This window comes from Pantoea wallisii, assembly GCF_002095485.1.
GTDB classification, from domain to species: Bacteria; Pseudomonadota; Gammaproteobacteria; order Enterobacterales; family Enterobacteriaceae; genus Pantoea; species Pantoea wallisii.
Genome location: NZ_MLFS01000001.1, coordinates 23,689 through 46,380, shown reverse-complemented (window position 1 = coordinate 46,380; position 22,692 = coordinate 23,689). Strand labels below are relative to the sequence as shown.

Annotated in this window: 18 protein-coding genes and 1 pseudogene; 7 read left to right on the top strand and 12 right to left on the bottom strand. The window is 57.3% G+C overall.

The features are described 5' to 3' along the window. Positions 1-102: 102 nt before the first annotated feature. The gene (locus tag HA48_RS00180) at positions 103-1,230 is read right to left on the bottom strand and encodes a branched-chain amino acid ABC transporter substrate-binding protein (protein WP_128599235.1); all 1,128 of its coding nucleotides are present in this window, start codon (positions 1,228-1,230) and stop codon (positions 103-105) included. Between the two features lie 403 nt (positions 1,231-1,633). On the opposite strand from HA48_RS00180, the gene panM reads away from it, so the two are divergent. Continuing rightward, on the top strand, positions 1,634-2,020 hold the full coding sequence (gene panM / locus HA48_RS00175; protein ID WP_128599234.1) for an aspartate 1-decarboxylase autocleavage activator PanM: 387 nt from the start codon (positions 1,634-1,636) through the stop codon (positions 2,018-2,020). Positions 2,021-2,236: 216 nt separating this feature from the next. Here panM and rpoH read toward each other — a convergent pair whose 3' ends face one another. The 4 genes from rpoH to ftsY all read right to left on the bottom strand — a co-directional run bounded on the left by rpoH (position 2,237) and on the right by ftsY (position 6,466). Further along, positions 2,237-3,094: an RNA polymerase sigma factor RpoH gene (gene rpoH, locus HA48_RS00170; RefSeq protein WP_128599233.1), complete on the bottom strand. Its 858-nt coding sequence runs from the start codon at positions 3,092-3,094 to the stop codon at positions 2,237-2,239. A gap of 240 nt (positions 3,095-3,334) precedes the next feature. After that, complete coding sequence (gene ftsX, locus HA48_RS00165) at positions 3,335-4,321, bottom strand: permease-like cell division protein FtsX (protein ID WP_128599232.1); 987 nt, start codon at positions 4,319-4,321, stop codon at positions 3,335-3,337. Next, positions 4,311-4,979, bottom strand: a complete 669-nt coding sequence (ftsE, locus tag HA48_RS00160) for a cell division ATP-binding protein FtsE (RefSeq protein WP_128599231.1) — start codon at positions 4,977-4,979, stop codon at positions 4,311-4,313. The genes ftsX and ftsE overlap by 11 nt, the downstream gene beginning before the upstream one ends. A 5-nt stretch (positions 4,980-4,984) precedes the next feature. Then, entirely contained in the window at positions 4,985-6,466 is a 1,482-nt protein-coding gene (ftsY, locus tag HA48_RS00155; RefSeq protein ID WP_128599230.1) for a signal recognition particle-docking protein FtsY, read from the bottom strand. A 231-nt stretch (positions 6,467-6,697) separates the two neighbouring features. On the opposite strand from ftsY, the gene rsmD reads away from it, so the two are divergent. Beyond that, positions 6,698-7,297 carry a 16S rRNA (guanine(966)-N(2))-methyltransferase gene (gene rsmD / locus HA48_RS00150; protein ID WP_128599229.1) on the top strand — a complete coding sequence of 200 codons (600 nt, stop codon included), beginning with the start codon at positions 6,698-6,700 and terminating at the stop codon, positions 7,295-7,297. After that, positions 7,287-7,556: a DUF1145 family protein gene (locus HA48_RS00145; RefSeq protein ID WP_128599318.1), complete on the top strand. Its 270-nt coding sequence runs from the start codon at positions 7,287-7,289 to the stop codon at positions 7,554-7,556. The genes rsmD and HA48_RS00145 overlap by 11 nt, the downstream gene beginning before the upstream one ends. A gap of 22 nt (positions 7,557-7,578) precedes the next feature. Here the strand turns inward: HA48_RS00145 and HA48_RS00140 are convergent, their stop codons facing one another. Further along, positions 7,579-7,935, bottom strand: coding sequence for a DUF2500 domain-containing protein (locus HA48_RS00140; protein ID WP_128599228.1), 357 nt, complete (start codon positions 7,933-7,935; stop codon positions 7,579-7,581). 162 nt (positions 7,936-8,097) lie between these two features. Between HA48_RS00140 and HA48_RS00135 the strand changes: the two genes are divergently transcribed. Then, positions 8,098-8,727: a lysoplasmalogenase gene (locus tag HA48_RS00135; RefSeq protein ID WP_128599227.1), complete on the top strand. Its 630-nt coding sequence runs from the start codon at positions 8,098-8,100 to the stop codon at positions 8,725-8,727. A 93-nt stretch (positions 8,728-8,820) separates the two neighbouring features. Beyond that, positions 8,821-11,091, top strand: coding sequence for a zinc/cadmium/mercury/lead-transporting ATPase (locus HA48_RS00130; RefSeq protein ID WP_128599226.1), 2,271 nt, complete (start codon positions 8,821-8,823; stop codon positions 11,089-11,091). Between the two features lie 13 nt (positions 11,092-11,104). Here HA48_RS00130 and tusA read toward each other — a convergent pair whose 3' ends face one another. After that, positions 11,105-11,356, bottom strand: a complete 252-nt coding sequence (gene tusA / locus HA48_RS00125) for a sulfurtransferase TusA (protein WP_128599225.1) — start codon at positions 11,354-11,356, stop codon at positions 11,105-11,107. Between the two features lie 308 nt (positions 11,357-11,664). Here tusA and HA48_RS00120 point away from each other — a divergent pair, with 308 nt between their 5' ends. Together HA48_RS00120 and HA48_RS00115 are read left to right on the top strand one after the other, a co-directional pair. Beyond that, positions 11,665-12,330, top strand: a complete 666-nt coding sequence (locus HA48_RS00120; protein WP_128599224.1) for a 7-cyano-7-deazaguanine/7-aminomethyl-7-deazaguanine transporter — start codon at positions 11,665-11,667, stop codon at positions 12,328-12,330. Positions 12,331-12,446: 116 nt separating this feature from the next. Further along, positions 12,447-13,004 carry a DcrB family lipoprotein gene (locus tag HA48_RS00115; protein ID WP_128599223.1) on the top strand — a complete coding sequence of 186 codons (558 nt, stop codon included), beginning with the start codon at positions 12,447-12,449 and terminating at the stop codon, positions 13,002-13,004. A gap of 78 nt (positions 13,005-13,082) precedes the next feature. Here the strand turns inward: HA48_RS00115 and glgP are convergent, their stop codons facing one another. From glgP to glgB, 5 genes and pseudogenes are all read right to left on the bottom strand, one after another. Continuing rightward, on the bottom strand, positions 13,083-15,530 hold the full coding sequence (gene glgP, locus HA48_RS00110; protein WP_128599222.1) for a glycogen phosphorylase: 2,448 nt from the start codon (positions 15,528-15,530) through the stop codon (positions 13,083-13,085). A 19-nt stretch (positions 15,531-15,549) separates the two neighbouring features. After that, a complete protein-coding gene (gene glgA, locus HA48_RS00105) occupies positions 15,550-16,983 on the bottom strand; it encodes a glycogen synthase GlgA (RefSeq protein WP_128599221.1) in 1,434 nt (477 codons plus the stop codon). Between the two features lie 63 nt (positions 16,984-17,046). Beyond that, entirely contained in the window at positions 17,047-18,339 is a 1,293-nt protein-coding gene (glgC, locus tag HA48_RS00100; protein ID WP_128599220.1) for a glucose-1-phosphate adenylyltransferase, read from the bottom strand. Between the two features lie 10 nt (positions 18,340-18,349). Beyond that, on the bottom strand, positions 18,350-20,320 hold the full coding sequence (glgX, locus tag HA48_RS00095; RefSeq protein WP_128599219.1) for a glycogen debranching protein GlgX: 1,971 nt from the start codon (positions 20,318-20,320) through the stop codon (positions 18,350-18,352). Next, positions 20,320-22,505: pseudogene (glgB, locus tag HA48_RS00090) on the bottom strand (1,4-alpha-glucan branching enzyme). Before glgB ends, glgX begins: the two are co-directional and overlap by 1 nt. Between the last annotated feature and the right edge of the window lie 187 nt (positions 22,506-22,692).

Sequence of the window (22,692 nt, the reverse complement as noted above, 5' to 3'; positions counted from 1 at the left end):
GCGGCCCGAACGTCCGGTACCGCTCTCTCTCCCTACCCCTCCCGCACGCGAGAGGGGGATAGTTTGTGCCCTGCCCGCATGCGGGAGGAGAACGCTATGGCATTACTTAACTGCGGTAGAGGAGCCGTCTTTGTGCCATTTAAAGACGCCGAACTCGAAACCTTTCAGATCGCCCTTCTCGTCCCAGTTCAGGTTGCCCATCACGGTTGGCACCGCGGCACCCTCTTTCAGGTTCTTCGCAATCGCATCCGGCTCATCGCTCTTGCTGCGTTCAATACCGGCCACCAGCGACTGAATCGCGGCATAGGTTGTCCAGACGAACGGTCCGGTTGGATCTTTACGATTCGACGCGGTATTGGTTTTGATCGCATCAACAATCGCTTTGTTCTCTGGCAGCTGGTCGTAACGCTTAGGCAGCGTGACATACAGACCTTCTGACGCGTCGCCGGCAATGTTAGACAGCGAGGCGTTGCCCACCCCTTCCGGGCCCATGAAGCCCGCGTTCAGACCGGCAGTTTTCGCCTGGCGCAGAATCTGGCCCAGCTCCGGGTAGTAACCCCCGTAGTAGACGAAATCGACGTTCTCTTTCTTCAGGCGCGCAATCAGCGTAGAGAAATCTTTATCGCCGGCGGTGATACCTTCAAACAGCACTACATTGCCGCCTTTGGCTTTCAGGGTTTTCTGCACGGACTCTGCCAGACCCTGGCCATACTGCTGTTTGTCATGCACTACAGCAATACGCTTGGGTTTGATCTGCTCCAGGATGTAGGTTGCCGCCGTGGGGCCCTGATCGGAGTCCAGACCGGTGGTACGCATAACGTCCGCGTAGCCGCGCGCGGTCAGTTCTGGCGCTGTCGCTGCCGGGGTGATCATCAGAATGCCTTCGTCGTTATAGATGTCTGACGCAGGCTGAGTAGAGGAGGAGCACAGGTGACCAATAACGTATTTGATGCCATCGTTCACGACTTTGTTCGCGACCGCAACCGCCTGTTTCGGGTCACAGGCATCGTCATATTCAACGCCAACCAGTTTGTCGCCGTTGACGCCGCCTTTAGCGTTGATGTCTTTAATAGCCTGCGCTGCACCGGTGAACTGCATATCACCGTACTGCGCTACCGGACCGGTCGCCGCACCGACAATCGCAATTTTGATATCTTTTGCCAGTACCGCATGGCTCATCGCCAGCGCTACGCAACCCGCCAGTAACGCGCGTCCTTTACTCATTTTCATGCGAACTTCCCCATCTGTTGTGTCGTGTCTGTGGTGTTTGGTTTATTTTCAGCCAGTCAAAGAGGAAAACTGATTTCAGAATAATGAGTTAGCGCTCTTATCTGGCATTTATTGTTAAGAAGACTTTATTTTTCAGGTTATTAAACAGGAATTTTCTTCTGTAAATCAACTGACACATTCAGTATTAGTTGCCCTGCACAGCAGATTCGTCTGGTTGTTATAGCCGGATTTTCACCAGCTTGCCAGCGCGTTATGCTGGCTTTTTCAACGATCATTGCGGGCTTACTCCACAATCCTGGCAAACTGACCGCTGTTTGACCTCTTTTCATCGCAAAAAAGTGACAGCGCTCTGACTGTCTACTTTCGCTACACTAAGCCCTTTCAGCCAGTACAGGTAAGGGTTATGAAGCTCACTATTCAGCGTATCAGCACGTTAACGCCGCAGGATCGACTGGATTTAGCCAAAGTGTGGTCACAGCTGGATATTAGCCAGCTGGAAGCAAACTTAAGTGAAACGAACCGGCTCTATGCTGCGCGGTTTAACGATCGCCTGCTGGCGGGATTACTGCTGGAGATTCGCGGCACGCTGGGCAAGATTACTCATCTGGAAGTGCGGGATGTAACGCGCCGGCGCGGTGTCGGGCAGTATTTGCTTGAAGAGACCATTGCGCAGAACAGCGCGCTGGCGCACTGGTGGATCGCTGATGACGGTAATAACGATCAGAGCGTACGCGCCGCATTTATGCAGGCGTGTGGGTTTCGTGCGCAGAGCGATGGCTGGGTGCGGTAGACGTCTCCCGCGTTCGGATGACGGTGCGCATCAATGCGCACCCTGCGCCCGCATTAACCTTGTAGGGTCGCTATTCATGGCAACCGTTCCACCCGCCGCACAAACTCCAGGAGCGCCATTTATGGCGGTCCTCACGCAGCCGGCCTGCCAGCTGCCTTTATGACGCGCATAAAAAAGGGCGACCACGCTGGTCGCCCTCTCTCTTCCTGATGCTTATCAGGCTTCAATCGCCATACGCAGTTTCTTCATGGCGTTCTTTTCCAGCTGTCGCACGCGCTCGGCGGAGACGCCGTACTTATCGGCCAGCTCCTGCAGCGTGGTTTTGTTGTCATCATCCAGCCAGCGGGCACGGATGATATGCTGGCTGCGCTCGTCGAGACTCAGCATGGCATCGCTCAGCTTATCGGCTGCATGCGCATCCCAGTTGTCCTCTTCAATGCCATCGGCAAAGTCAGACGTTTTATCCTGCAGATACAGCACCGGTGCCATCGGCTTGCCTTCGCCAGCATCATCGTCAGAGGACATATCAAACGTCATGTCCTGCGCCGCCATGCGGGACTCCATCTCCAGCACATCTTTGCTGCTCACGCCCAGCTCACGCGCAACCATCTCTACTTCATCCTGATTGAACCAGCCCAGACGCTGCTTGGTTTTACGCAGGTTAAAGAATAGTTTGCGCTGTGCTTTGGTGGTGGCAACTTTCACGATACGCCAGTTACGCAGCACGTATTCGTGAATCTCTGCTTTGATCCAGTGCACGGCAAAGGAGACCAGACGCACCCCGACTTCCGGGTTAAAGCGGCGCACCGCCTTCATCAGGCCAATGTTACCCTCCTGGATGAGGTCCGCCTGCGGCAGGCCGTAACCGGAGTAGTTACGCGCGATATGAACAACAAAGCGCAGGTGAGACAGGATCAGCGTCTTGGCTGCATCCAGATCGCCCTGGTAATGCAGCTTCTCAGCCAGTGCTTTTTCCTCTTCGGCGGTCAGGACCGGCCAATGGTTAGCAGCCCGGACGTATGATTCCAGGTTGCCCAGAGGAGCAATCGCTAAAGTTTGCATTTCTTTGGTCATTCAAACCCTCACAAATTCAATGGACTTGCTGCACGTTTCCCTGCGCAGACGTTACATTATGTCAACGCCGCGGGAAAACCAAAAGCAATCTGTGCTACTTGGACGACAAAGTTATCCACAAGTTCAATTATAGCAGTGAATATTTTACACACAGATGACGGCGGGGAAAATCGGAGAATTCCTCTGCTCCCAGGTCGTCGGCAGCAGAGGAAGAGTATACCAAAAAAACGTTGCTGGTGGTTACTGCGGCGTAAATCGACGTAAATGTTGAACCGTTGCCAGCCATGCTGCAATCCAGCCAATAATGGCGGCGACAAGCAGCAGCAGTAATCCCTCATCCCATGAGAAGCCTTCCAGCGCAAAAGTTGTACCGAACACGGAAGCCACCTGCGCCACGACCGATTGCAGCCGCAGCACCAGTACTTCAGACAGGATCAGCGACAGCACGGCCCCGCTGAAGCCCAGCAGTGCACCACCGTAGAGGAAGGGGCGCAGAATAAAGCCATCGGTGGCGCCAATTAACTTCTGTACGTTAATGGTATCGCGACGGGCAAAGATGCTGAGACGCACGCTGTTGCCGATGACCAGGAACACCGCTACCACCATCAGCAGGCCAATCATGGAGGCGATTTGGCCGACCAGCCCGGTCAACGCGGCTAAGCGGGCAAACCAGCTGTCATCCATGCGCACTTCCTGCACGCCCTGCACTTTCGCCACGCGATCGCGCAGATTCGCCATGGTATCTGAATTCTGGAAGTTGAGTTTTGGCGTGATGATAGCCACAGCCGGCAGAGGATTCTGCTCCAGCATATCCATCGCCCCACCAAACCCGGACCAGTTGCGGAACTCGTTCAGCGCCTCTTCACGCGTCAGATAATTGACGTTATCCACGCCATCCAGCTGCTTCAGCTGGGCGGTTACGCTCTCTGCTGCGGTATCATCCAGTGCTTTGTCCAGATAGACCGTCAGCTGCGGTGCCGGATACCACTGCGTGGCGGCCTGGCTGACGTTTTTCCACACCATATAACAGACGCTGGGCAGCGTCAGCGAGATAGCGATGACCATCACCGTCAGCAGCGTTGCCAGGGGCTGACGATACATATCCGACAGCGTCCCGCGCCACGCATAGCGCCACTGCTCCTGCCAGCCGCCTTTTAGCGCTTTGCTCTTCGAGGGCTGCTTCGCGGCTTTTGGCGCAGCCGGACGCTTGTTGCGTTTATTGACCATCGTGGCCTCCGTGCAGACGTCCCTGATTAAGCGTCATTACGCGGTAGTTGCGCCGTGAAATCAGCCCGATATCGTGCGTCGCCATCAGCACCGTGACGCCAACGCGATTAAACTCCTCGAACAGGCGCAGGATATCTTCCGACAGCGCATTATCGAGGTTACCGGTCGGTTCATCCGCCAGCAGTACTGCCGGCTTGTTCACCACCGCGCGGGCAATACCGACGCGCTGCTGTTCACCGCCGGAGAGCTGAATCGGGTAGCTTTTCGCTTTGTCGAGCAGGCCGACTTTATCCAACGCTGCCGAGACGCGACGACGAATATCTTCGCCGCTGGCGCCAGAGATAATCAGCGGAATCGCCACGTTGTCGTATACCGAGCGATCCATCAGCAAGTGGTGATCCTGGAAGATCATGCCAATCTGGCGGCGCAGAAAGGGCACTTCGCTGTGACGCAGTCGCGAAATATCATGGCCGCTGAACCAGATCTGCCCGGCACTCGGGCGCTCAATGCCACAAATCAGCTTCAGTAACGTACTCTTTCCCGCGCCTGAGTGGCCGGTCAGGAACGCCATTTCGCCGGGACGCAGATGAAAATCCACCCCCTGCAGCGCCTGGCGTCCTCCCAGATAAGCCTTACTGACCTCTTCAAAGCGAATCATCCCAATCATTCCTCTCGGGCAAACAGTGCCTCAATAAAGTCTTCGGCCTTAAACGGCCGTAAATCCTCGATGCCTTCCCCGACACCGATATAGCGAATCGGAATGCCAAACTGATCGGCAATCGAGAAGATCACGCCACCTTTGGCGGTGCCATCAAGTTTGGTCAGGGCAATGCCGCTCAGGCCGACCGCCTCATTAAAGAGTTTGGCCTGGCTGATGGCGTTCTGCCCGGTGCTGGCGTCCAGCGTTAGCATCACTTCATGCGGCGCATTCTCGTCCAGCTTTTTCATCACGCGGGTGATCTTCTTCAGCTCTTCCATCAGGTGCGCTTTGTTCTGCAAACGTCCGGCCGTATCGGCAATCAGCACGTCGACGTTGCGCGATTTGGCAGCCTGAATAGCATCAAAGATGACCGAAGCGGAATCGGCACCGGTGTGCTGCGCTACCACCGGAATGTTATTGCGCTGCCCCCACACCTGCAGCTGCTCAACCGCCGCCGCACGGAAGGTGTCGCCAGCCGCCAGCATCACCGATTTGCCCTGCGCCTGATACTGGCGCGCCAGCTTACCGATGGTGGTAGTTTTACCTACGCCGTTAACGCCAACCATTAAAATCACGAACGGCGTTTTGCCTTCGATATCCAGCGGCTGATCGACCTTCTCCAGAATGCCTGCCATTTCGGCTTTCAGCAGACCGTAGAGCGCTTCAGCATCACGAAGCTGTTTGCGGTTAGCCTGTTGTGTCAGGCTGGTGATAATGCGACGGGTTGTCTCTACGCCCACATCCGCAATCAGCAGCTGCTCTTCTAACTCTTCGAAGAGATCATCATCGATTTTTTTACCCCGGAACAGGCTGATAAAGCCGGAGCCGAGATTTGCACGGGTTTTGACCAGGCTGCGTTTCAGACGGGCAAAGAAGCCCTCTTTAGTCGGACGCTCCTGCTCCTGCACAATAATTGGCGCCGCGGCCAGCGGCAGATCGCTGACGGTATCTTCAGCCTGCGCGGCCTCTTCGGCATCCTCTACGTAGGTTTCAGCCAGCGCCAGCGCTTCCAGCTCTTCATCGCTGAGTGGCACCTCTTCCGCTTCCGGCGCCATCGCCTCTTCCACCGGCGCGTCAATGATCAGCTCTTCTGCCTGCGGCTCCTCTTCGATCGGCGCGACATCCGGTTGAATCTCCTCTTCCGGCAGCACCTCCTCTTCAACCGCACCGATCACCACATCAGCCTGCGGCGCGGTCTCTGCTTCTTTTGCTTCTGGCTCAGCCTGCTGCTCTGCAACCTGCGCCGTGACGGCAACGGTCTCTTCCGCCTGCGCTTCGGCGCTTGCTAACGCGCTCTCTTCCGCAACGGGCTCCTGAACCGGGGCGTCGGCTGGCTGCTCCTGTAGCTGCTCTTCTGCCGTTTGCTCTTCCGCCGGCTGCGGTGTCTGTTCTTCTTTGCCAAAGCCTAGCCAGGAAAAAAAGCCGCGTTTTTTCTCTTTTGCCATTGTGTGACCACACTCCTCGATGGCTTATTCCCGGTAGCACGCTGTTCCCAGGGGATAAAAAATTCAATTTTCAGCTCGTGAGCGGCGTAAAAATCAGGCAATTACGCGCACGATACCAACTCAGTAGTCTAACACTTTCCAGCCAGCGCACCACAGCACCCTTTTTTAACGTTTCTTCTGCCTGCTACGCCCGTTAAACTACGCAACAAATTATGACGAGTTGTGAGCGAAATGAGTAAATCCCCCCGCAACAGCGGCGCAGCAGGTCAGATCCGTATCATTGGCGGACAGTGGCGCGGCCGCAAACTGCCCGTGCCGGATAGCGCCGGCCTGCGCCCCACCACCGATCGCGTACGCGAAACCCTGTTTAACTGGCTGGCGGCTGATATCCAGCAGGCGCGCTGCCTGGATTGCTTTGCCGGCAGCGGCGCGCTGGGCCTTGAGGCGCTGTCGCGCTATGCCGCCTCCGCGACCTTGCTGGAGCTGGAGCGCAATGTTGCGCAGCAGCTGTCGCAAAACCTGCATACGCTGCGCGCCACCACAGGCAACGTGGTGCAGACCAATACACTGCAGTGGCTCAGCCAACCGGGCGAGCCGTTTGACGTGGTATTTGTTGATCCGCCGTTCCGTAAAGGATTGCTGCTGGAAACCCTGACGCTGCTGGAGAACAACGGCTGGCTGGCTGAAGAGGCACTGATCTACGTGGAGAGCGAAGTGGAACATGGCACGCCAGTGGCACCCGCCAGCTGGAATCTGTATCGCGAGAAGATTGCCGGCCAGGTGGCTTATCGCCTCTATCAACGTCAACAGGAGAAGCATGATGTGGCTTAATCTGGGCCGTTTACTGATGCTGTGCGTCTGGGCATTTCTGCTGCTTAATCTGGTGCATCCGTTCCCCACGCCGCTGCGCTATTTTGTGCATGTGGCGCTGTTCTTTATGGTGATTATGCATGGCTTGCAGCTGGTGCTGCTGCGTGCCACGCAGCCGAAAGAGGCGCCAAAGCTGAGCGGGGCGACCCAGGCAAAAATCTTCTTCTTTGGCGTTTTTGAACTGCTGGCATGGCAGAAAAAGCACTACCCGAAGAGCTAATCACAGCCATACGTCCGCTGCGTTACTGCGCGGGCGTAAAACTGACGAACCGGCTGCCCTGCATCTTCAGCTCACCCTTCACGCCTTTATCCATCTGATGATAATCACTGGCGTTCACGTTCACTTTAAAGTCACCCGCGCCGTTCAGCGGATGGAACCAGGCTTCATATTTCATCTCTTCCGCCACAATTTCCTCCCGCTGACGCGAACGGCGATTGGGTGCCGGAAACTCACGTTTGGTCTTTACCTGCACGCTCATTGAGCGCACCGGTGAGGCGTCATTGACCGCGGCTTCGCGGCGCTGCTTGATAAACTGACGGGTCGCCAGGATGGCAATAATCGCCAGAACGATAAAAAAGATTAGCGGTGGTTTGCTCATGTTTTCTCTCGCACTTTGCGTGGTAAGTGGCACAAATAAAGACGACAAAGCATACATCCGGAGTTAGCCGATTGTCACATTTGCCAGCGGTAACTTAAACTGAGATCGCGATTTTGGGAAAATTCATCAAAGCGGGCGCATTGCCTGCAAAAGGGAGAAAAAATGCTTTGGTCTTTCCTTGCAGTCCTTTTTTCCGGTTGGCTGTACGTGGACGCCTCCTACCGCGGCCCGCAGTGGCAGCGCTGGTTGTTCAAACCCGTTACGCTGCTCTTGCTGGTAGCCTGGGCCTGGCAGGCACCGACGCTTAACACCACCGATTATCTGATCCTTGCCGGGCTGGTCGCCACGCTGGTTGGCGATGCCCTGACGCTGCTGCCGCGCCAGCAGATGCTCTATGCGCTGGGGGCATTTTTCCTGTCCCATCTGCTTTATACCATCAGCTTCGCTGCCCACATGACCATGAGTTTCTTCTGGCCGATTCCGCTCACCTTCCTGATTATCGGCGTCATTGTGATTGGGGTGATCTGGTCGAAGCTGGAGGAGTTGCGCTGGCCGATCTGTACGCTGATAGGCATGACGCTGGTGATGAACTGGATGGCAGCAGAGAACTACTTCTTCCGCCCTACCGACTACAGCTTCTCACTGCTGATCGGCGCCGGTTTGCTGCTATTAGCCAATATTGTCTGGTTTATCACCCACTATCGCCGCCGTTTCAGCGCCGATAGCGCCATTGTCGCCGCCTGTTACTTTGCCGGTCACTTTATGATCGTGCGCTCGCTGTGGCTCTACTGAAAAGCGTGACACGTGATGCTTGACTCTGGAGTCCACTCCAGAGTGTAGCATGCAGGACGCGGGCATCGACCCGCGCCTGAATCCGGAGGTCACATGCATCAACACGCTCACTCTTGCCGCTGTGGTAAAACGCACAGCAAACCGCAGCCGCTGTGCGCCATTCGCAGCGTCAAACCGGCTCCCGCCACGCTCTCCGCTCTACAACCTGTTGCCACAGGTGATGATTGCCACTGCTGCGCCAGCGATGAAGGCAGTCCGGGCGGCGATGACACCGAAAGCGACAGGGCCCTGACGGCTTCTCACCCACTCCGCTGGCACATTGCCGGAATGGATTGCCCGAGCTGCGCACGCAAAATCGAAACCGCCGTACAAAAACTGCCCCAGGTACAGCGCGCCCGCGTCATCTTTGCCAGTGAAAAACTGTTGGTCGAAGCCACGGGCAACATTGGGCCAGCAATTGAGCAGGCAGTAAAAAATGCCGGCTTCACGCTCACCGCAACCGATGTCCCCGCCCCGCCGCGCGGCTGGCGCGATAATGCAGGCCTGCTGCTGCTGGCACTCATGATGCTGGCCAGCTGGCTGCTGAGCCAGGCTTCTCCCCTGTGGGGCGATCGCCTGTTTATTGTCACCACGCTGCTGGGTCTGGCACCGGTCGCACGCAGCGCGTGGAAATTGCTGCGCAGCGGCTCGCCGTTCAGCATTGAAACCCTGATGACGATTGCCGCCGCCGGCGCGCTGATCATTGGTGCGCATGCTGAAGCCGCGATGGTGCTGCTGCTGTTTCAGCTGGGCGAACGGCTTGAGGCCTATGCGGCCACGCGCGCACGCCGCGGCGTGACGGCACTGATGGCGTTGCGGCCGGATACCGCGATGCGCATTACCCACGGGCGGCGCGAACAGGTGGCTCTGGACAACGTGCAGCCTGGCGACGTCATTGAGGTCGCTGCCGGCGGTCGCTTACCCGTTGACGGTGAGCTACTGCATAGCCGCGCCAGCTTTGATGAGAGCGCTCTGACCGGCGAGTCGCTGCCGGTTACGCGTGCGCCCGGCGAAACCGTGATGGCGGGCGCCACCAGCGTTGATCGGCTGGTGCAGCTGAAAGTGGTCTCGCAGCCAGGCAACAGCGCGATCGACCGTATCCTGCAGCTGATTGAGGAAGCGGAAAGCCACCGCGCACCGGTTGAGCGCTTTATCGATCGCTTTAGTCGCCTCTATACCCCGGCGATCATGCTGCTGGCGCTGCTGGTGATGGTGCTGCCGCCGCTGCTGGGCGCGGGCGCATGGCTGCCGTGGATCTATAAGGGGCTGACGCTGCTGCTGATTGGCTGCCCGTGTGCACTGGTGATCTCGACGCCTGCGGCCATCACCTCCGGATTAGCCGCTGCAGCCCGCCAGGGCGCGCTGATTAAGGGTGGCGCGGCACTGGAGCGGCTCAGCCGCATTCAGGCTATCGCCTTTGATAAAACCGGTACGTTAACCGCCGGTAAGCCGCAGGTAACGGATGTGCAGCCCTTTGACGACATGACGCCCTCTCAGCTGCTCCGCCTGGCCGCCGCTGTTGAGTATGGCGCCAGCCATCCGCTGGCTCAGGCAATCGTGACAGAGGCTGAACAGCGTCAGCTGGCACTGCCGCAGGCGCAGCAGCAGCAAACGCTGGCCGGCAGCGGCATTCGCGCACAGATCGAGGGTGTCCTGTATCAGCTGCTGGCCCCGCGCGAGGTCACAACGCTGAGCGACTCCCGCCAGCAGATAATTTCGCAGCTGGAGAGCCAGGGTAAAACCGTGGTAGTGCTGCTGGAAGATCAGCAGCCGCTGGGCGTGCTGGCGTTACAGGATCCGCTGCGTGACGATGCAATCAGTGCCCTGAACGCGCTGAACGCGCTGGGTATTCACAGCCTGATGTTGACCGGCGATAACCCGCGAGCCGCCGCGGCGATTGCTGCCGAAGCGGGTATCGATTATCGCGCCGGCTTGTTACCTGCCGATAAGGTCACGGCGGTGCGCCAGCTGAGTGAACAGCAGTCGCTGGCCATGGTAGGTGACGGCATTAATGATGCGCCGGCAATGAAAGCGGCAACGATCGGCATCGCCATGGGCAGCGGCACCGATGTCGCGCTGGAAGCCGCAGACGCGGCGCTCACGCAAAATCGCCTGACGGTTCTGCCCCGCATACTGGTGCTGGCGCGGCGCACGCGCGCCATTATCCGTCAGAACATTGCGCTGGCGCTGGGCCTGAAGGCAATTTTCCTCGTGACCACGCTGCTCGGCTTTACCGGGCTGTGGCTGGCGGTGCTGGCGGATTCAGGCGCAACGGCGCTGGTGACGGCGAACGCGTTACGTCTGCTGCGTCAGCGCCAGGGTTAACGGATGCCGTTGCTCAGGCATCCGCACCTTTCTGAATCAGATACTGATACGGCAGCGTTTCTGTCTGCTGTGCCAGCAACGGATGGTCCATAAAGCGGCAAAAGCCGGGGATATCACGCGTTGTGGCGGGATCGTCAGCGATGATCAACAGTGTTTCACCCGGCTGCATGCCGCGCACGGTTTTACGCACCATCATTACCGGCTCCGGGCAGCGCAGACCCAGTGCATCAAGCGTATGGTCCGGCGCAGAAAAAGGATCGCTCATGATTCTCTGTCTTTGTTCAGTGTGGGCGCTCATTCTAGCGCGCTGGCGCAGCAGCGCAAGGCGATAACGATTGCGCTAAAATTAACCATTGCATTCGTTGCGCAACGCGTTAAGATGCCGACCGATTTTTAAACGTTACTGCCAATTCCTCAAAATAATTCAGGTTTCAGGAAGGCGGCAAGCCGGATCATCCCCGGGAGCTTACTACAGTGAGTGACCGGAGTGAGCTGGTGCAGCCAACGCACATGAAAACTGAAGTATGAAGAGGAAGGGATGGGTTCCCTAACCCCATTACTAAAAAGGTTCATATGATCAACTTCTCTGCACGTCAGCGCATGCATGCGCTGTTTTGGCTGTCGCTCTTTCACCTGCTGGTGATCACCTCCAGTAACTATCTGGTGCAGCTGCCGGTGGCTATTTTCGGGTTCCACACCACCTGGGGTGCGTTCAGCTTTCCGTTTATCTTCCTGGCGACCGATCTTACCGTACGCATCTTTGGTGCCCCGCTGGCGCGGCGCATTATTCTGGCGGTCATGATCCCGGCGCTGTTTATCTCTTATGTCGTGTCATGCGTGTTTTTCCAGGGTGAATGGCAGGGCTGGGCGTCGCTGGCAGAGGTGAATCTGTTTGTTGCCCGTATCGCCTGCGCCAGCTTTATGGCGTATGCCCTTGGCCAGATTCTGGATGTGCACGTGTTTAACCGGCTGCGTCAGCTTCCGCAGTGGTGGATCGCGCCGGCCTGCGCCATGTTCCTTGGCAATATCAGCGATACGCTGGCTTTCTTCTTCATCGCTTTCTACAAAAGTCCGGACCCGTTTATGTCTGCGCACTGGGTCGAGATCGCGCTGGTCGATTACAGCTTCAAGGTCTTAATCTGCATGATTTTCTTCCTGCCCGCTTACGGCGTGCTGCTTAACGCGGCGCTGAAACGTCTGGCGGAGCGACAAAATCAGCGCCGGATGAATTTCGGCTAATTGCACGTAGACGAAACGCTGCAGCAGGCTAAGATCTCCTGACAAAGCGTTGGTTGCTTTTGGCCGGTAAATCCGCTTGTATAACGCCTGATTAGGATCTGATGAAAGGGATAAGAATGCGTAACTTAGTGAAATATGCAGGTATTGGTCTGCTGGTAATCGGCCTTGCGGCTTGTGACCAGAAGAAAGATGACGCAGCGGCAAACAACAGCGGTGCGACGGCCAGCCAGTCCGCACAGACGGTTAACCTGATGGATGGCAAACTGAGCTTCAGCCTGCCCGCCGGTATGTCAGATAAGAGCGGTAAACTGGGCTCTGAATCGACCAACATGCACGTGTATGCCGATGAAACCGGACAGCGCGCGATTATCGTGATTGCCGGCGACCCGACTAACGAAACGCTTGATGCGCTGTCACAGCGTCTGGAGCAGCAGCAGCGTAACCGCGATCCACAGCTACAGGTGGTGTCTAATAAAGCGGTAACCCTGAAAGATCAGCCGGCACAGCAGCTGGACACGGTGATCTCCGCCAATAATCAGACCTCATGGTCCTCGGTTATTCTGGCGAAAGTGGACGGAAAATTGCTGACGCTGCAGATTACCCTGCCCGCTGACAACCAGCAGCAGGCGCAGAGCGATGCGGACAGCATTGTGAAGAGCATTACGCTGAAGTAATCTCGCCAGGTGCGCATTTATGCGCACCCTACGAGCGTCGTACATCTTTCATAGGGTCGCCATTTATGGCGACCTTTTTTACAGCCTTACCGGTGAAATATGCCAGATCTCATCGGCATACTCCTGAATGGTGCGGTCGGCTGAGAAATAGCCCATGTTGGCAATATTCAGGGCCGCGCGCCGCTGCCACTCTTCCGGCTGGCGATAGAGCTTATCCACCTTATCCTGGGTATCGACGTAACTGCGGTAATCCGCCAGCAGCTGATAGTGATCGCCAAAGTTCACCAGCGCATCGAACAGACTGCGATAGCGCCCCGGCTCCTGCGGACTGAACACGCCGCTGGCAATCTGCGTCAGCGCCTGGTGCAGCTCGGCATCCTCTTCGTAATATTTGCGCGGGTTATAACCCTCTTTGCGCAGCTTCTCCACCTGCGGCGTCGTATTGCCGAAGATAAAGATATTCTCTTCGCCTACGTGCTCACGCATCTCAACGTTCGCGCCGTCCAGCGTGCCGATTGTCAGCGCGCCGTTCAGCGCAAACTTCATATTACTGGTGCCGGAGGCTTCCGTTCCTGCAGTAGAGATCTGTTCCGAGAGATCCGCCGCCGGAATAATGATCTGCGCCAGGCTCACGCCGTAATTTGGCACAAACACAACTTTAAGCTTGTTCTTCACCTGCGGATCGTTGTTGATCACGTTAGCCACATCGTTGATCAGGTGAATAATGTGCTTGGCAACGTAATAGGCCGAGGCGGCTTTACCGGCAAAAATATTTACGCGCGGCACCCAGTTTGCATTGGGATCGGCTTTGATGCGGTTATAGCGCGTCACCACGTGCAGCACATTCAGCAGCTGGCGTTTATATTCGTGGATACGTTTAATCTGCACATCAAATAGCGCATGGGGATCGAGCACGATATCCATGTTTTTCGCTACCCACTCCGCCAGCCGTTTTTTGTTGGCAAACTTGGCGTCAGCAATCTGTTCAATAAAGGCCGGATAGTCGACATGCGGTACCAGCTCGTTGAGCTGGCCGAGATCGGTACGCCAGTTGCGGCCAATGGCATTGTCCAGCACGTCTGACAGCGCCGGATTCGCCAGTGCCAGCCAGCGCCGTGGCGTTACGCCGTTGGTTTTATTGCAGAAGCGGCCCGGGAACAGGCGAGCAAAATCCGCGAACAGCGACTGCACCATCAGATTTGAGTGCAGTTCGGAGACGCCGTTCACTTTATGGCTGACCACGACCGCCAGCCATGCCATGCGCACGCGGCGGCCATCATTTTCATCGATGATCGAGATGCGCGACATCAGATCCCAATCTTCCGGGTAGTAGTCCTGAATAGTTTTCAGGAAGTAGTCGTTGATTTCGAAAATGATGCTGAGGTGGCGCGGCAGGATCTTGCCGAGCATATCCACCGGCCAGGTCTCCAGCGCTTCGCTCATCAGCGTATGGTTGGTGTAGGAGAATACCTGACAGGTCACTTCAAACGCATCGTCCCAGCTGAATTTATGCTCATCCATCAGCAGACGCATCAGCTCAGGAATCGCCAGCACCGGGTGCGTATCATTCAGGTGGATGGCGATCTTATCCGCCAGATTGTCCCAGGTTTCATGCATCTGCCAGTGACGATGCAGAATGTCCTGCACCGTTGAGGAGACGAGGAAGTACTCCTGGCGCAGACGCAGCTCGCGCCCGGAGTAAGTGGAGTCATCCGGATAGAGCACGCGCGACACGTTCTCCGAGTGGTTTTTATCCTCCACGGCGGCAAAGTAATCGCCCTGATTAAATTTGCCGAGGTTGATCTCGTTACTCGCCTGCGCACCCCACAGCCGCAGCGTGTTGGTGGCATCCGTATCAAAACCGGGAATGATTTGATCATAGGCCATCGCCACGATCTCTTCGGTTTCCACCCAGCGTACGCGCGCGCCTTCGTGCTGCAGACGCCCGCCAAAGCGCACTTTGTAGCGCGTATTGTGACGCTGGAACTCCCACGGGTTACCATACTCCAGCCAGTAGTCGGGGGATTCACGCTGCTGACCATCCACAATGTTCTGTTTAAACATGCCGTAGTCGTAACGAATGCCGTAACCCCGTCCTGGCAGACCCAGGGTGGCAAGCGAATCGAGGAAGCAGGCGGCCAGGCGCCCCAGACCACCGTTACCGAGGCCGGGATCGTTCTCCTCTTCCATCAGTTCGCTAAGATCCAACCCCATCTCATCCAGCGCCTGATTGAGATCGTCATAAATGCCCATCGCCAGCAGCGCATTGCCCAGCGTGCGCCCCATCAAAAACTCCATCGACAGGTAATACACCTGCCGCACATCCTGGGACAGCTGCGCACGGCTGGAACGCAGCCAGCGCTCCACCATACGATCGCGCACCGCTAACAGCGAAGCGTTCAGCCACTCATGCTTATTGGCGATCGACGGATCTTTACCAATAGTAAACATCAGCTTATAGGCGATTGAGTGCTTGAGTGCATCAACCGTCAGCGTGGGTGAAGCATAGGTGAAAGGTGCATTCATATCCGGTATCCCAATCTCGTTACAGCAAGCGTTGATAAAGATCGCGGTAGGCTTGTGCTGCTACCTGCCAGCTAAAATCCATCCCCATGGCCTGGCGCTGAACATAGCGCCAGAGTGAAGGACGCGACCAGAGAACAAAGGCGCGCCGGATCGCCCGCAGCAGCGACCAGGCGTTACTGTCTTCAAAGCTAAAACCGCTGGCGACGCCATCCGCGAGGTTCTCCAGCGAGCTATCCTGCACCGTATCCGCCAGGCCACCGGTGCGGCGTACCAGCGGCAGCGTGCCGTACTTCAGGCCGTAGAGCTGCGTCAGGCCGCACGGCTCGAAGCGGCTCGGTACCATAATCACATCGGCACCCCCGACGATGCGGTGCGAAAACGCTTCGTGATAACCGATCTGCACGCCAACGCTGCCGGGGTGCTCTGCCGCTGCCGCAAGAAAACCCTGCTGCAGCTCGGCGTCGCCCTGCCCGAGCAGCACCAGCTGACCGCCCTGCGCCAGCAGCCCTGGCAGCGCCTCCAGCACCAGATCCAACCCTTTCTGCTTAGTCAGACGGCTGATTACGCAGAACACCGGGACTTTGTCATCAACCTTCAGCCCCATAGCAATTTGCAGCTGGCGCTTGTTTTCGGCTTTGCTTTCCAGCGTGTCGCGGTCATACCGTGCGGTGAGCAGCAGATCATGCGCCGGGTCCCAGATGCCGGGATCGACACCGTTAAGAATGCCGCTCAGCCGCCCCTCTTTCAGCCGCTGTTCCAGCAGTGACTCCATGCCATAACCAAACTCCGGGCGCGTGATCTCCAGAGCATACGTCGGGCTTACTGCGGTTATATGATCGGCAAAAAACAGTCCGGCTTTCAGGTAGGAGATCTGTCCGAAGAACTCCAGCCCGTGCATATCAAAATAGGCACGAGGAATTTCAATCTCGTCCAGATGCCGGGCGGAAAACAGCCCCTGATACGCCAGGTTGTGCACGGTGAACACGGTTTTGGCCGGGCGTCCGCGTGCAGCGATATAGGCCGGTGCCAGGCCCGCATGCCAGTCATGCGCATGCACGATGTCCGGCTGCCAGTAAGTATCCAGCCCGCTGGCAATCTCTGCTGCCATCCAGCCCAGCAGGGCAAAACGCAGGTAGTTATCGACGTAAGCGAACTGCGATGTATCGTGATACGGGCTACCGGGACGATCGTACAGGCCTGGTGCGTCAATCAGGTAGATGCCCACACCGTTGAACTGCCCGAAGAGTAAGCGTACCGGTCCGGCGAACGTTTGCAGTTCCGCCGTGATTTCAGTATCAGGAATCCCTTTACGCAGATCCGGAAACGCGGGAATCAGCACCCGCGTATCCGTACCATCGGCAATTTGCGCCTGAGGTAATGCGCCGACGACATCAGCCAATCCACCGGTTTTAAGCAGTGGAAATAGCTCTGAACAGACATGTAAAACCTGCATCCTGAACCCCTATTGTGTTATCGCCCGCGTTCCACGCGGCAATGTTTTATGCCCTTTCGTCACTTATTGACCCGCTGTGGCTAATTTGGCCAGCATGGCGCGCGTCACCAGAACGATGCCCTCTTCTGAACGGTAAAAACGGCGGCTGTCTTCGTCAGGGTTCTCGCCAATCACCATGCCTTCCGGAATAACGCAGGCGCGATCTACCACGCAGCGCCGCAGTCGGCAGGACCGGCCAATCACCACATCGGGCAACAGCACCGTAGAGTCGATGTTGCAAAATGAATTAATCCGCACGCGCGGGAATAAAACCGAATTCACCACCACGGAGCCGGAGATGATGCAACCGCCGGAGACCAGCGAGTTCATCGTCATGCCGTGACTGCCGGAGCGATCCTGTACAAACTTCGCGGGTGGCAGCGGCTCCATATGGGTGCGAATCGGCCATTCATGGTCGTACATGTCCAGCTCTGGCGTTACCGATGCCAGATCGAGATTGGCACGCCAGTAGGCTTCCAGCGTTCCGACATCGCGCCAGTACGGCTCGGCGTTTTCATCGTTCTGCACGCACGAAAGCGTGAACGAGTGCGCATACGCCTCGCCGCTCGCAACAATCTTCGGCAGCAGATCTTTACCAAAGTCGTGACTGGAGTCGGCAACCTGGAGATCCTCTTCCAGCAACTGATAAAGATAGTCGGCATTGAAAACATAGATACCCATACTGGCGAGTGCTTTGGTGTCATCGCCTGGCATTGAGGGCGGCTTCGGCGGTTTTTCCACGAAATCGACCACGTTGTTGTCGGCGTCCACTGCCATCACACCAAACGCCGTGGCTTCATGCAGCGGAACCGGCAAGCAGGCAATGGTACACTTCGCGTTGCGATCGACGTGGTCGAGCAGCATGCGCGAGTAGTCCATTTTGTAGATGTGATCGCCTGCGAGAATCACGATGTACTGCGCGTTGTAGCGGCGAATGATATCGAGGTTTTGCGTCACCGCATCTGCCGTGCCGCGATACCAGTGCTCAGTAGAGGCGCGCTGCTGGGCCGGCAGCAGATCGACAAATTCGTTCATCTCTTCGTTGAACAGTGACCAGCCACGCTGAATGTGTTGCGTCAGCGTATGCGACTGGTATTGCGTAATCACGCCGATGCGCCGGATGCCCGAGTTAATACAGTTAGAGAGCGCAAAATCGATGATGCGGAACTTCCCGCCGAAGTGCACGGCAGGTTTGGCCCGTTTGGCCGTGAGATCTTTCAGGCGCGTACCGCGCCCGCCAGCAAGGATCAGGGCAACCGTTTGGGTAGGGAGCTGGCGCGCCAGCATTAAAGGATCGGTTCTGTCTAATTTCACCATGTCTGACTCCTTATGATTGCTTCAGGAACACACACACGCCGTGTGCGGGACCGTGCCAGACAGTTGTCAGGATAGGGTTATCTTCCCCGGCGAAAGGAGGTATGGCATGCCACTCTCCGTCTGGTAAGGCAAGGTTACTCACCGAGTCCGTGGCGTTGATGGTCAGTAACCAGCGGCTGGAGAGCAGGATCTGCACCCTGTGCGCCCCCTGTTCCCACTCATCCCTCTCCAGTAGTTTGCCGCTGGCATTCAACCACTGCACATCCCCATCGCCCTCCTGCCACCAGCGATCCGCCGTCAGCGCCGGAATTTGCTGGCGCAGGCGAATTAACGCGGCAGTGAAATCGATCAGTCCCAGGTCATCCTGATGCCAGTTTAGCCAGGTCAGCGGATTGTCCTGGCAATAGGCATTATTGTTGCCATGCTGGCTGTGGCCGCGTTCATCACCGGCCAGCAGCATCGGTGTCCCCTGCGCCAGCAGCAGCGTAGTCAGCAGCGCATGCACGCTGCGCCGCCGCCGCTCAACGATATCGAAATGGACCTGCAGCCCCTCCTGCCCGTGGTTGTGGCTGAAGTTACTGCTGCTGCCATCGCGATTGTCCTCGCCGTTGGCCTGATTATGTTTCTGGTTAAAGCTCACCACATCGCGCAGCGTGAAGCCGTCGTGGGCGGTAATCAGGTTAATACTGGCGTGCGGCAGACGGCCCGCACGCTGAAAAACATCGCTGGAGGCGGCAAAGCGGCGGGCAAATTCACCGTTGCTCAGCTCACCGTGCAGCCAGTACCGCCGGGCCGTATCACGAAAGTGATCGTTCCATTCGCCAAAGCCGACGGGAAAGTTGCCCACCTGATATCCCCCCGGGCCGATATCCCAGGGCTCGGCGATCAGCTTCACCTGCGACAGAATCGGGCAGGCCTGTATGGCGGCAAAGAGCGGCGCGTCCTGACGATATTCAGGGGTGCGCCCCAGTACGCTGGCAAGATCAAAGCGGAAGCCATCAATATGGCAGGTTTGCACCCAGTAGCGCAGCGCATCCAGCGCCCAGGCCAGTACCTGCGGATGGCTGAGGTTTAGCGTATTACCGCAGCCGGTCCAGTTTTGATACGCCCCGTGCTCATCCAGCCAGTAGTAGCTGGCGTTATCCACGCCGCGCAGCGAGAGCGTCGGGCCGATCTCTTCCAGCTCGGCGCTGTGGTTAAACACCACATCCAGAATCACCTCAATGCCTGCGGCATGCAGCGCCTTCACCGCCTGCTGAAACTCACGCAGCGGGTTATTACCCGCCGCGTAATCGGGATGCAGCGCCCAGAGCGCAATCGGGTTATAGCCCCAGTAATTGCTCAGGCCCAGGCGCTGTAAGCGCGGCTCGCTGGCAAACGCCGCCACCGGCAGCAGCTCCAGCGCGGTAATTCCCAGGTGGCGCAGGTAACTCACCATAGCAGGATGACCGAGCGCCGCATATGTCCCGCGCAGCGTTTCCGGAATTTCCGGATGCTGCTGCGTTAATCCACGCACGTGGGCCTCATAGATCACCGTCTTTCCCCACGGCGTGCATGGCGCGCGATCGTCCTGCCAGTCAAAGTCATCGCTTATCACCAGCGATTTCGGCGCTACGGCGGCGCTATCTGCGTCGTCGCGCTGCGCTTCGCCGCCTGACAAACGTGCATCGTCCGGCACCGTGCCACTTACGGCTTTGGCACAGGGATCGATCAGCAGTTTGGCGGGATTGAAACGGTGGCCCTGCCGGGGCGCCCACGGGCCGTGAACCCGATAGCCATAACGCTGGCCGGGTTGCAGCGCCGGAAAATAGCCGTGCCAGATATCGCCGCTGCGTGCAGGCAACGCATAGCGCTGCTCCACGCCGTGCGCGTCAAACAGGCACAGCTCAACCTGCTGTGCATGACGCGAAAACAGCGTGAAGTTAACGCCGCGCCCATCGTAGTGCGCACCGGGTGGCGATGGCTGGCCCGGCAGGAGCATCAGTCGCCCTCCCGCACCAGCCAGATGGTGGACAGCGGCGGCAGCGACACGCTCAGCGACTGCGCACGACCGTGACTCTCAATCGCGTCCGTGTGCACAATGCCGTGATTACGCACATCGCTACCATGATAGTCGTGCTGATCGGTATTCAGCACTTCGCGCCAGCCGCCTGATTGATTGACGCCGAAGCGGTAATCATGGCGCGGCACTGGCGTAAAGTTACTGGCAACAATGAGTTCGTTACCGTCGCGATCGCGGCGCACAAATACAAATACCGAGTTTTCATGATCGTCCACCACCAGCCACTCAAAACCGTTCGGGTCAAAATCGAGCTGGTAGAGCGGTGTGTAGTGACGGTAGCTGTGGTTAAGATCGCGCACCAGGCGCTGCACGCCGTGATGCCAGTTATCCAGGCCCTCCAGCAGATGCCAGTCGAGGCTGCTGTCATGGTTCCACTCGCGCCCCTGCGCGAACTCATTGCCCATGAATTGCAGCTTCTTGCCCGGGAAGCCCCACATCCAGCCGTAGTAGGCGCGCAGGTTGGCGAACTTCTGCCATGAATCGCCCGGCATACGATCGAGGATCGATTTTTTGCCGTGAACCACTTCGTCATGCGACAGCGGCAACACGAAGTTTTCGGTGTAGTTGTAGAGCATGCCGAACGTCAGCAGATGGTGGTGATAACGACGATGCACCGGATCGAGCTTCATGTAATCCAGCGTGTCGTGCATCCAGCCCAGGTTCCATTTGAACCAGAAGCCCAGACCGCCATCCTCTGATGGACGGGTGACGCCCGGATAGTCGGTAGACTCTTCTGCCACGCTGATGCTGCCCGCAGCCGCGCGTCCCAGCGTACGGTTCGTGGTGCGCAGGAAAGCGATGGCTTCGAGGTTTTCACGCCCACCAAAGTGATTGGGTACCCACTCGCCCTCTTTCCGGCTGTAGTCGCGATAGATCATTGAGGCCACGGCATCAACGCGCAGGCCATCAATGCCAAAACGCTCCACCCAGTACAGCGCATTGCCGGATAAGTAGTTACTGACTTCGCGACGGCCAAAGTTATAAATCAGCGTATTCCAGTCCTGATGGAAACCTTCGCGCGGATCGCTGTGCTCATACAGTTCGGTGCCGTCGAACTTCGCCAGGCCGAAATCGTCGCTGGGGAAGTGGCCCGGCACCCAGTCGAGCAGCACGTTGATGCCCGCATCATGCGCCGCCGCAACGAAATGGCGGAACTCATCGCGCGTTCCGAAACGCCGCGTCGGCGCATACATGCCAAGGGGCTGATAGCCCCAGCTGCCATCAAATGGGTGTTCGTTGATCGGCAGCAGCTCAATATGGGTAAAGCCCATCTCTTTGACGTAAGGGATCAACTGCTCGGCCAGCTCTTTGTAGCTCAGCCAGAAATTGTTGTCCGTGTGCCGGCGCCACGAACCAAGGTGCACTTCGTAAATGGAGATAGGTTGATCAAATCCGTTGGCCACTTTGCGCTGTGGCTGCATCTCGACTTTCGGCGGCAGGCTACAGATCATGGAGGCGGTCTGCGGACGCATCTGCGCCTCGAACGCGAACGGATCGGCTTTTATGCGCATCTGCCCGCTGTTATCGATGATCTCATATTTATACAGCTGGCCATTGACTGCGCCAGGAACAAACAGCTCCCAGATGCCGAGTTCGCGGCGGAATCGCATAGGGTGGCGGCGGCCATCCCAGAAGTTGAATTCACCCACTACGGAGACGCGGCGCGCATTGGCGCCCAGACGGCGAAGCGCGTACCGCTTACGCCATCAATGGTGGTGCCATGGGCCCCCATGGTTTCGTAAGGGCGCAGGTGCGTGCCTTCCGCCAGCAGCCAGGCATCCATCTCCGGCAGCAGCGGACCAAAGCGATAGGCATCATCAATCAGGTTTTGCTGGCCGTGCCAGTTCACCGCCAGCTGGTAACGGAACAGATTTTTACGACGCGGAATCACGCCGCTGAAAAAGCCGCGTGAATCAAGGCATTTAAGCTGGGCACATTTGCGCCCGGTATTGGTTTCGATGACCCACACTTCGGATGCATCCGGCAGCAGCGCACGCACTTCCAGACCCTGTAGCGTCTGGTGCATCCCAAGGATAGAAAAGGGATCGGCATAATTCCCGGCAAAAAGGGCATTGATCGCCTGGCGATCGGGAAGCTCTGACATGACTTTCTTCCTATGATTTTTGGCGCAGGCGACCGCAGAGACGACAATGTCGCTACTGGTGCGCTGCTTTTCATTGAGCCATACATACAGCAGCAAGCAAGGACACCGTCCATGGAAAAGATGTCTGCCGTGTACAACAACTATTCAATTCACAAAGTAAAAACAGTTAACAACCGGCACATTACTG

Excerpts from the sequence above, each read along its gene's own strand:
- HA48_RS00180 (WP_128599235.1), bottom strand. The coding sequence starts at position 1,230 with ATGAAAATGAGTAAAGGACGCGCGTTACTGGCGGGTTGCGTAGCGCTG.
- panM (WP_128599234.1), top strand. The coding sequence starts at position 1,634 with ATGAAGCTCACTATTCAGCGTATCAGCACGTTAACGCCGCAGGATCGA.
- rpoH (WP_128599233.1), bottom strand. The coding sequence starts at position 3,094 with ATGACCAAAGAAATGCAAACTTTAGCGATTGCTCCTCTGGGCAACCTG.
- ftsX (WP_128599232.1), bottom strand. The coding sequence starts at position 4,321 with ATGGTCAATAAACGCAACAAGCGTCCGGCTGCGCCAAAAGCCGCGAAG.
- ftsE (WP_128599231.1), bottom strand. The coding sequence starts at position 4,979 with ATGATTCGCTTTGAAGAGGTCAGTAAGGCTTATCTGGGAGGACGCCAG.
- ftsY (WP_128599230.1), bottom strand. The coding sequence starts at position 6,466 with ATGGCAAAAGAGAAAAAACGCGGCTTTTTTTCCTGGCTAGGCTTTGGC.
- rsmD (WP_128599229.1), top strand. The coding sequence starts at position 6,698 with ATGAGTAAATCCCCCCGCAACAGCGGCGCAGCAGGTCAGATCCGTATC.
- HA48_RS00145 (WP_128599318.1), top strand. The coding sequence starts at position 7,287 with ATGTGGCTTAATCTGGGCCGTTTACTGATGCTGTGCGTCTGGGCATTT.
- HA48_RS00140 (WP_128599228.1), bottom strand. The coding sequence starts at position 7,935 with ATGAGCAAACCACCGCTAATCTTTTTTATCGTTCTGGCGATTATTGCC.
- HA48_RS00135 (WP_128599227.1), top strand. The coding sequence starts at position 8,098 with ATGCTTTGGTCTTTCCTTGCAGTCCTTTTTTCCGGTTGGCTGTACGTG.
- HA48_RS00130 (WP_128599226.1), top strand. The coding sequence starts at position 8,821 with ATGCATCAACACGCTCACTCTTGCCGCTGTGGTAAAACGCACAGCAAA.
- tusA (WP_128599225.1), bottom strand. The coding sequence starts at position 11,356 with ATGAGCGATCCTTTTTCTGCGCCGGACCATACGCTTGATGCACTGGGT.
- HA48_RS00120 (WP_128599224.1), top strand. The coding sequence starts at position 11,665 with ATGATCAACTTCTCTGCACGTCAGCGCATGCATGCGCTGTTTTGGCTG.
- HA48_RS00115 (WP_128599223.1), top strand. The coding sequence starts at position 12,447 with ATGCGTAACTTAGTGAAATATGCAGGTATTGGTCTGCTGGTAATCGGC.
- glgP (WP_128599222.1), bottom strand. The coding sequence starts at position 15,530 with ATGAATGCACCTTTCACCTATGCTTCACCCACGCTGACGGTTGATGCA.
- glgA (WP_128599221.1), bottom strand. The coding sequence starts at position 16,983 with ATGCAGGTTTTACATGTCTGTTCAGAGCTATTTCCACTGCTTAAAACC.
- glgC (WP_128599220.1), bottom strand. The coding sequence starts at position 18,339 with ATGGTGAAATTAGACAGAACCGATCCTTTAATGCTGGCGCGCCAGCTC.
- glgX (WP_128599219.1), bottom strand. The coding sequence starts at position 20,320 with ATGCTCCTGCCGGGCCAGCCATCGCCACCCGGTGCGCACTACGATGGG.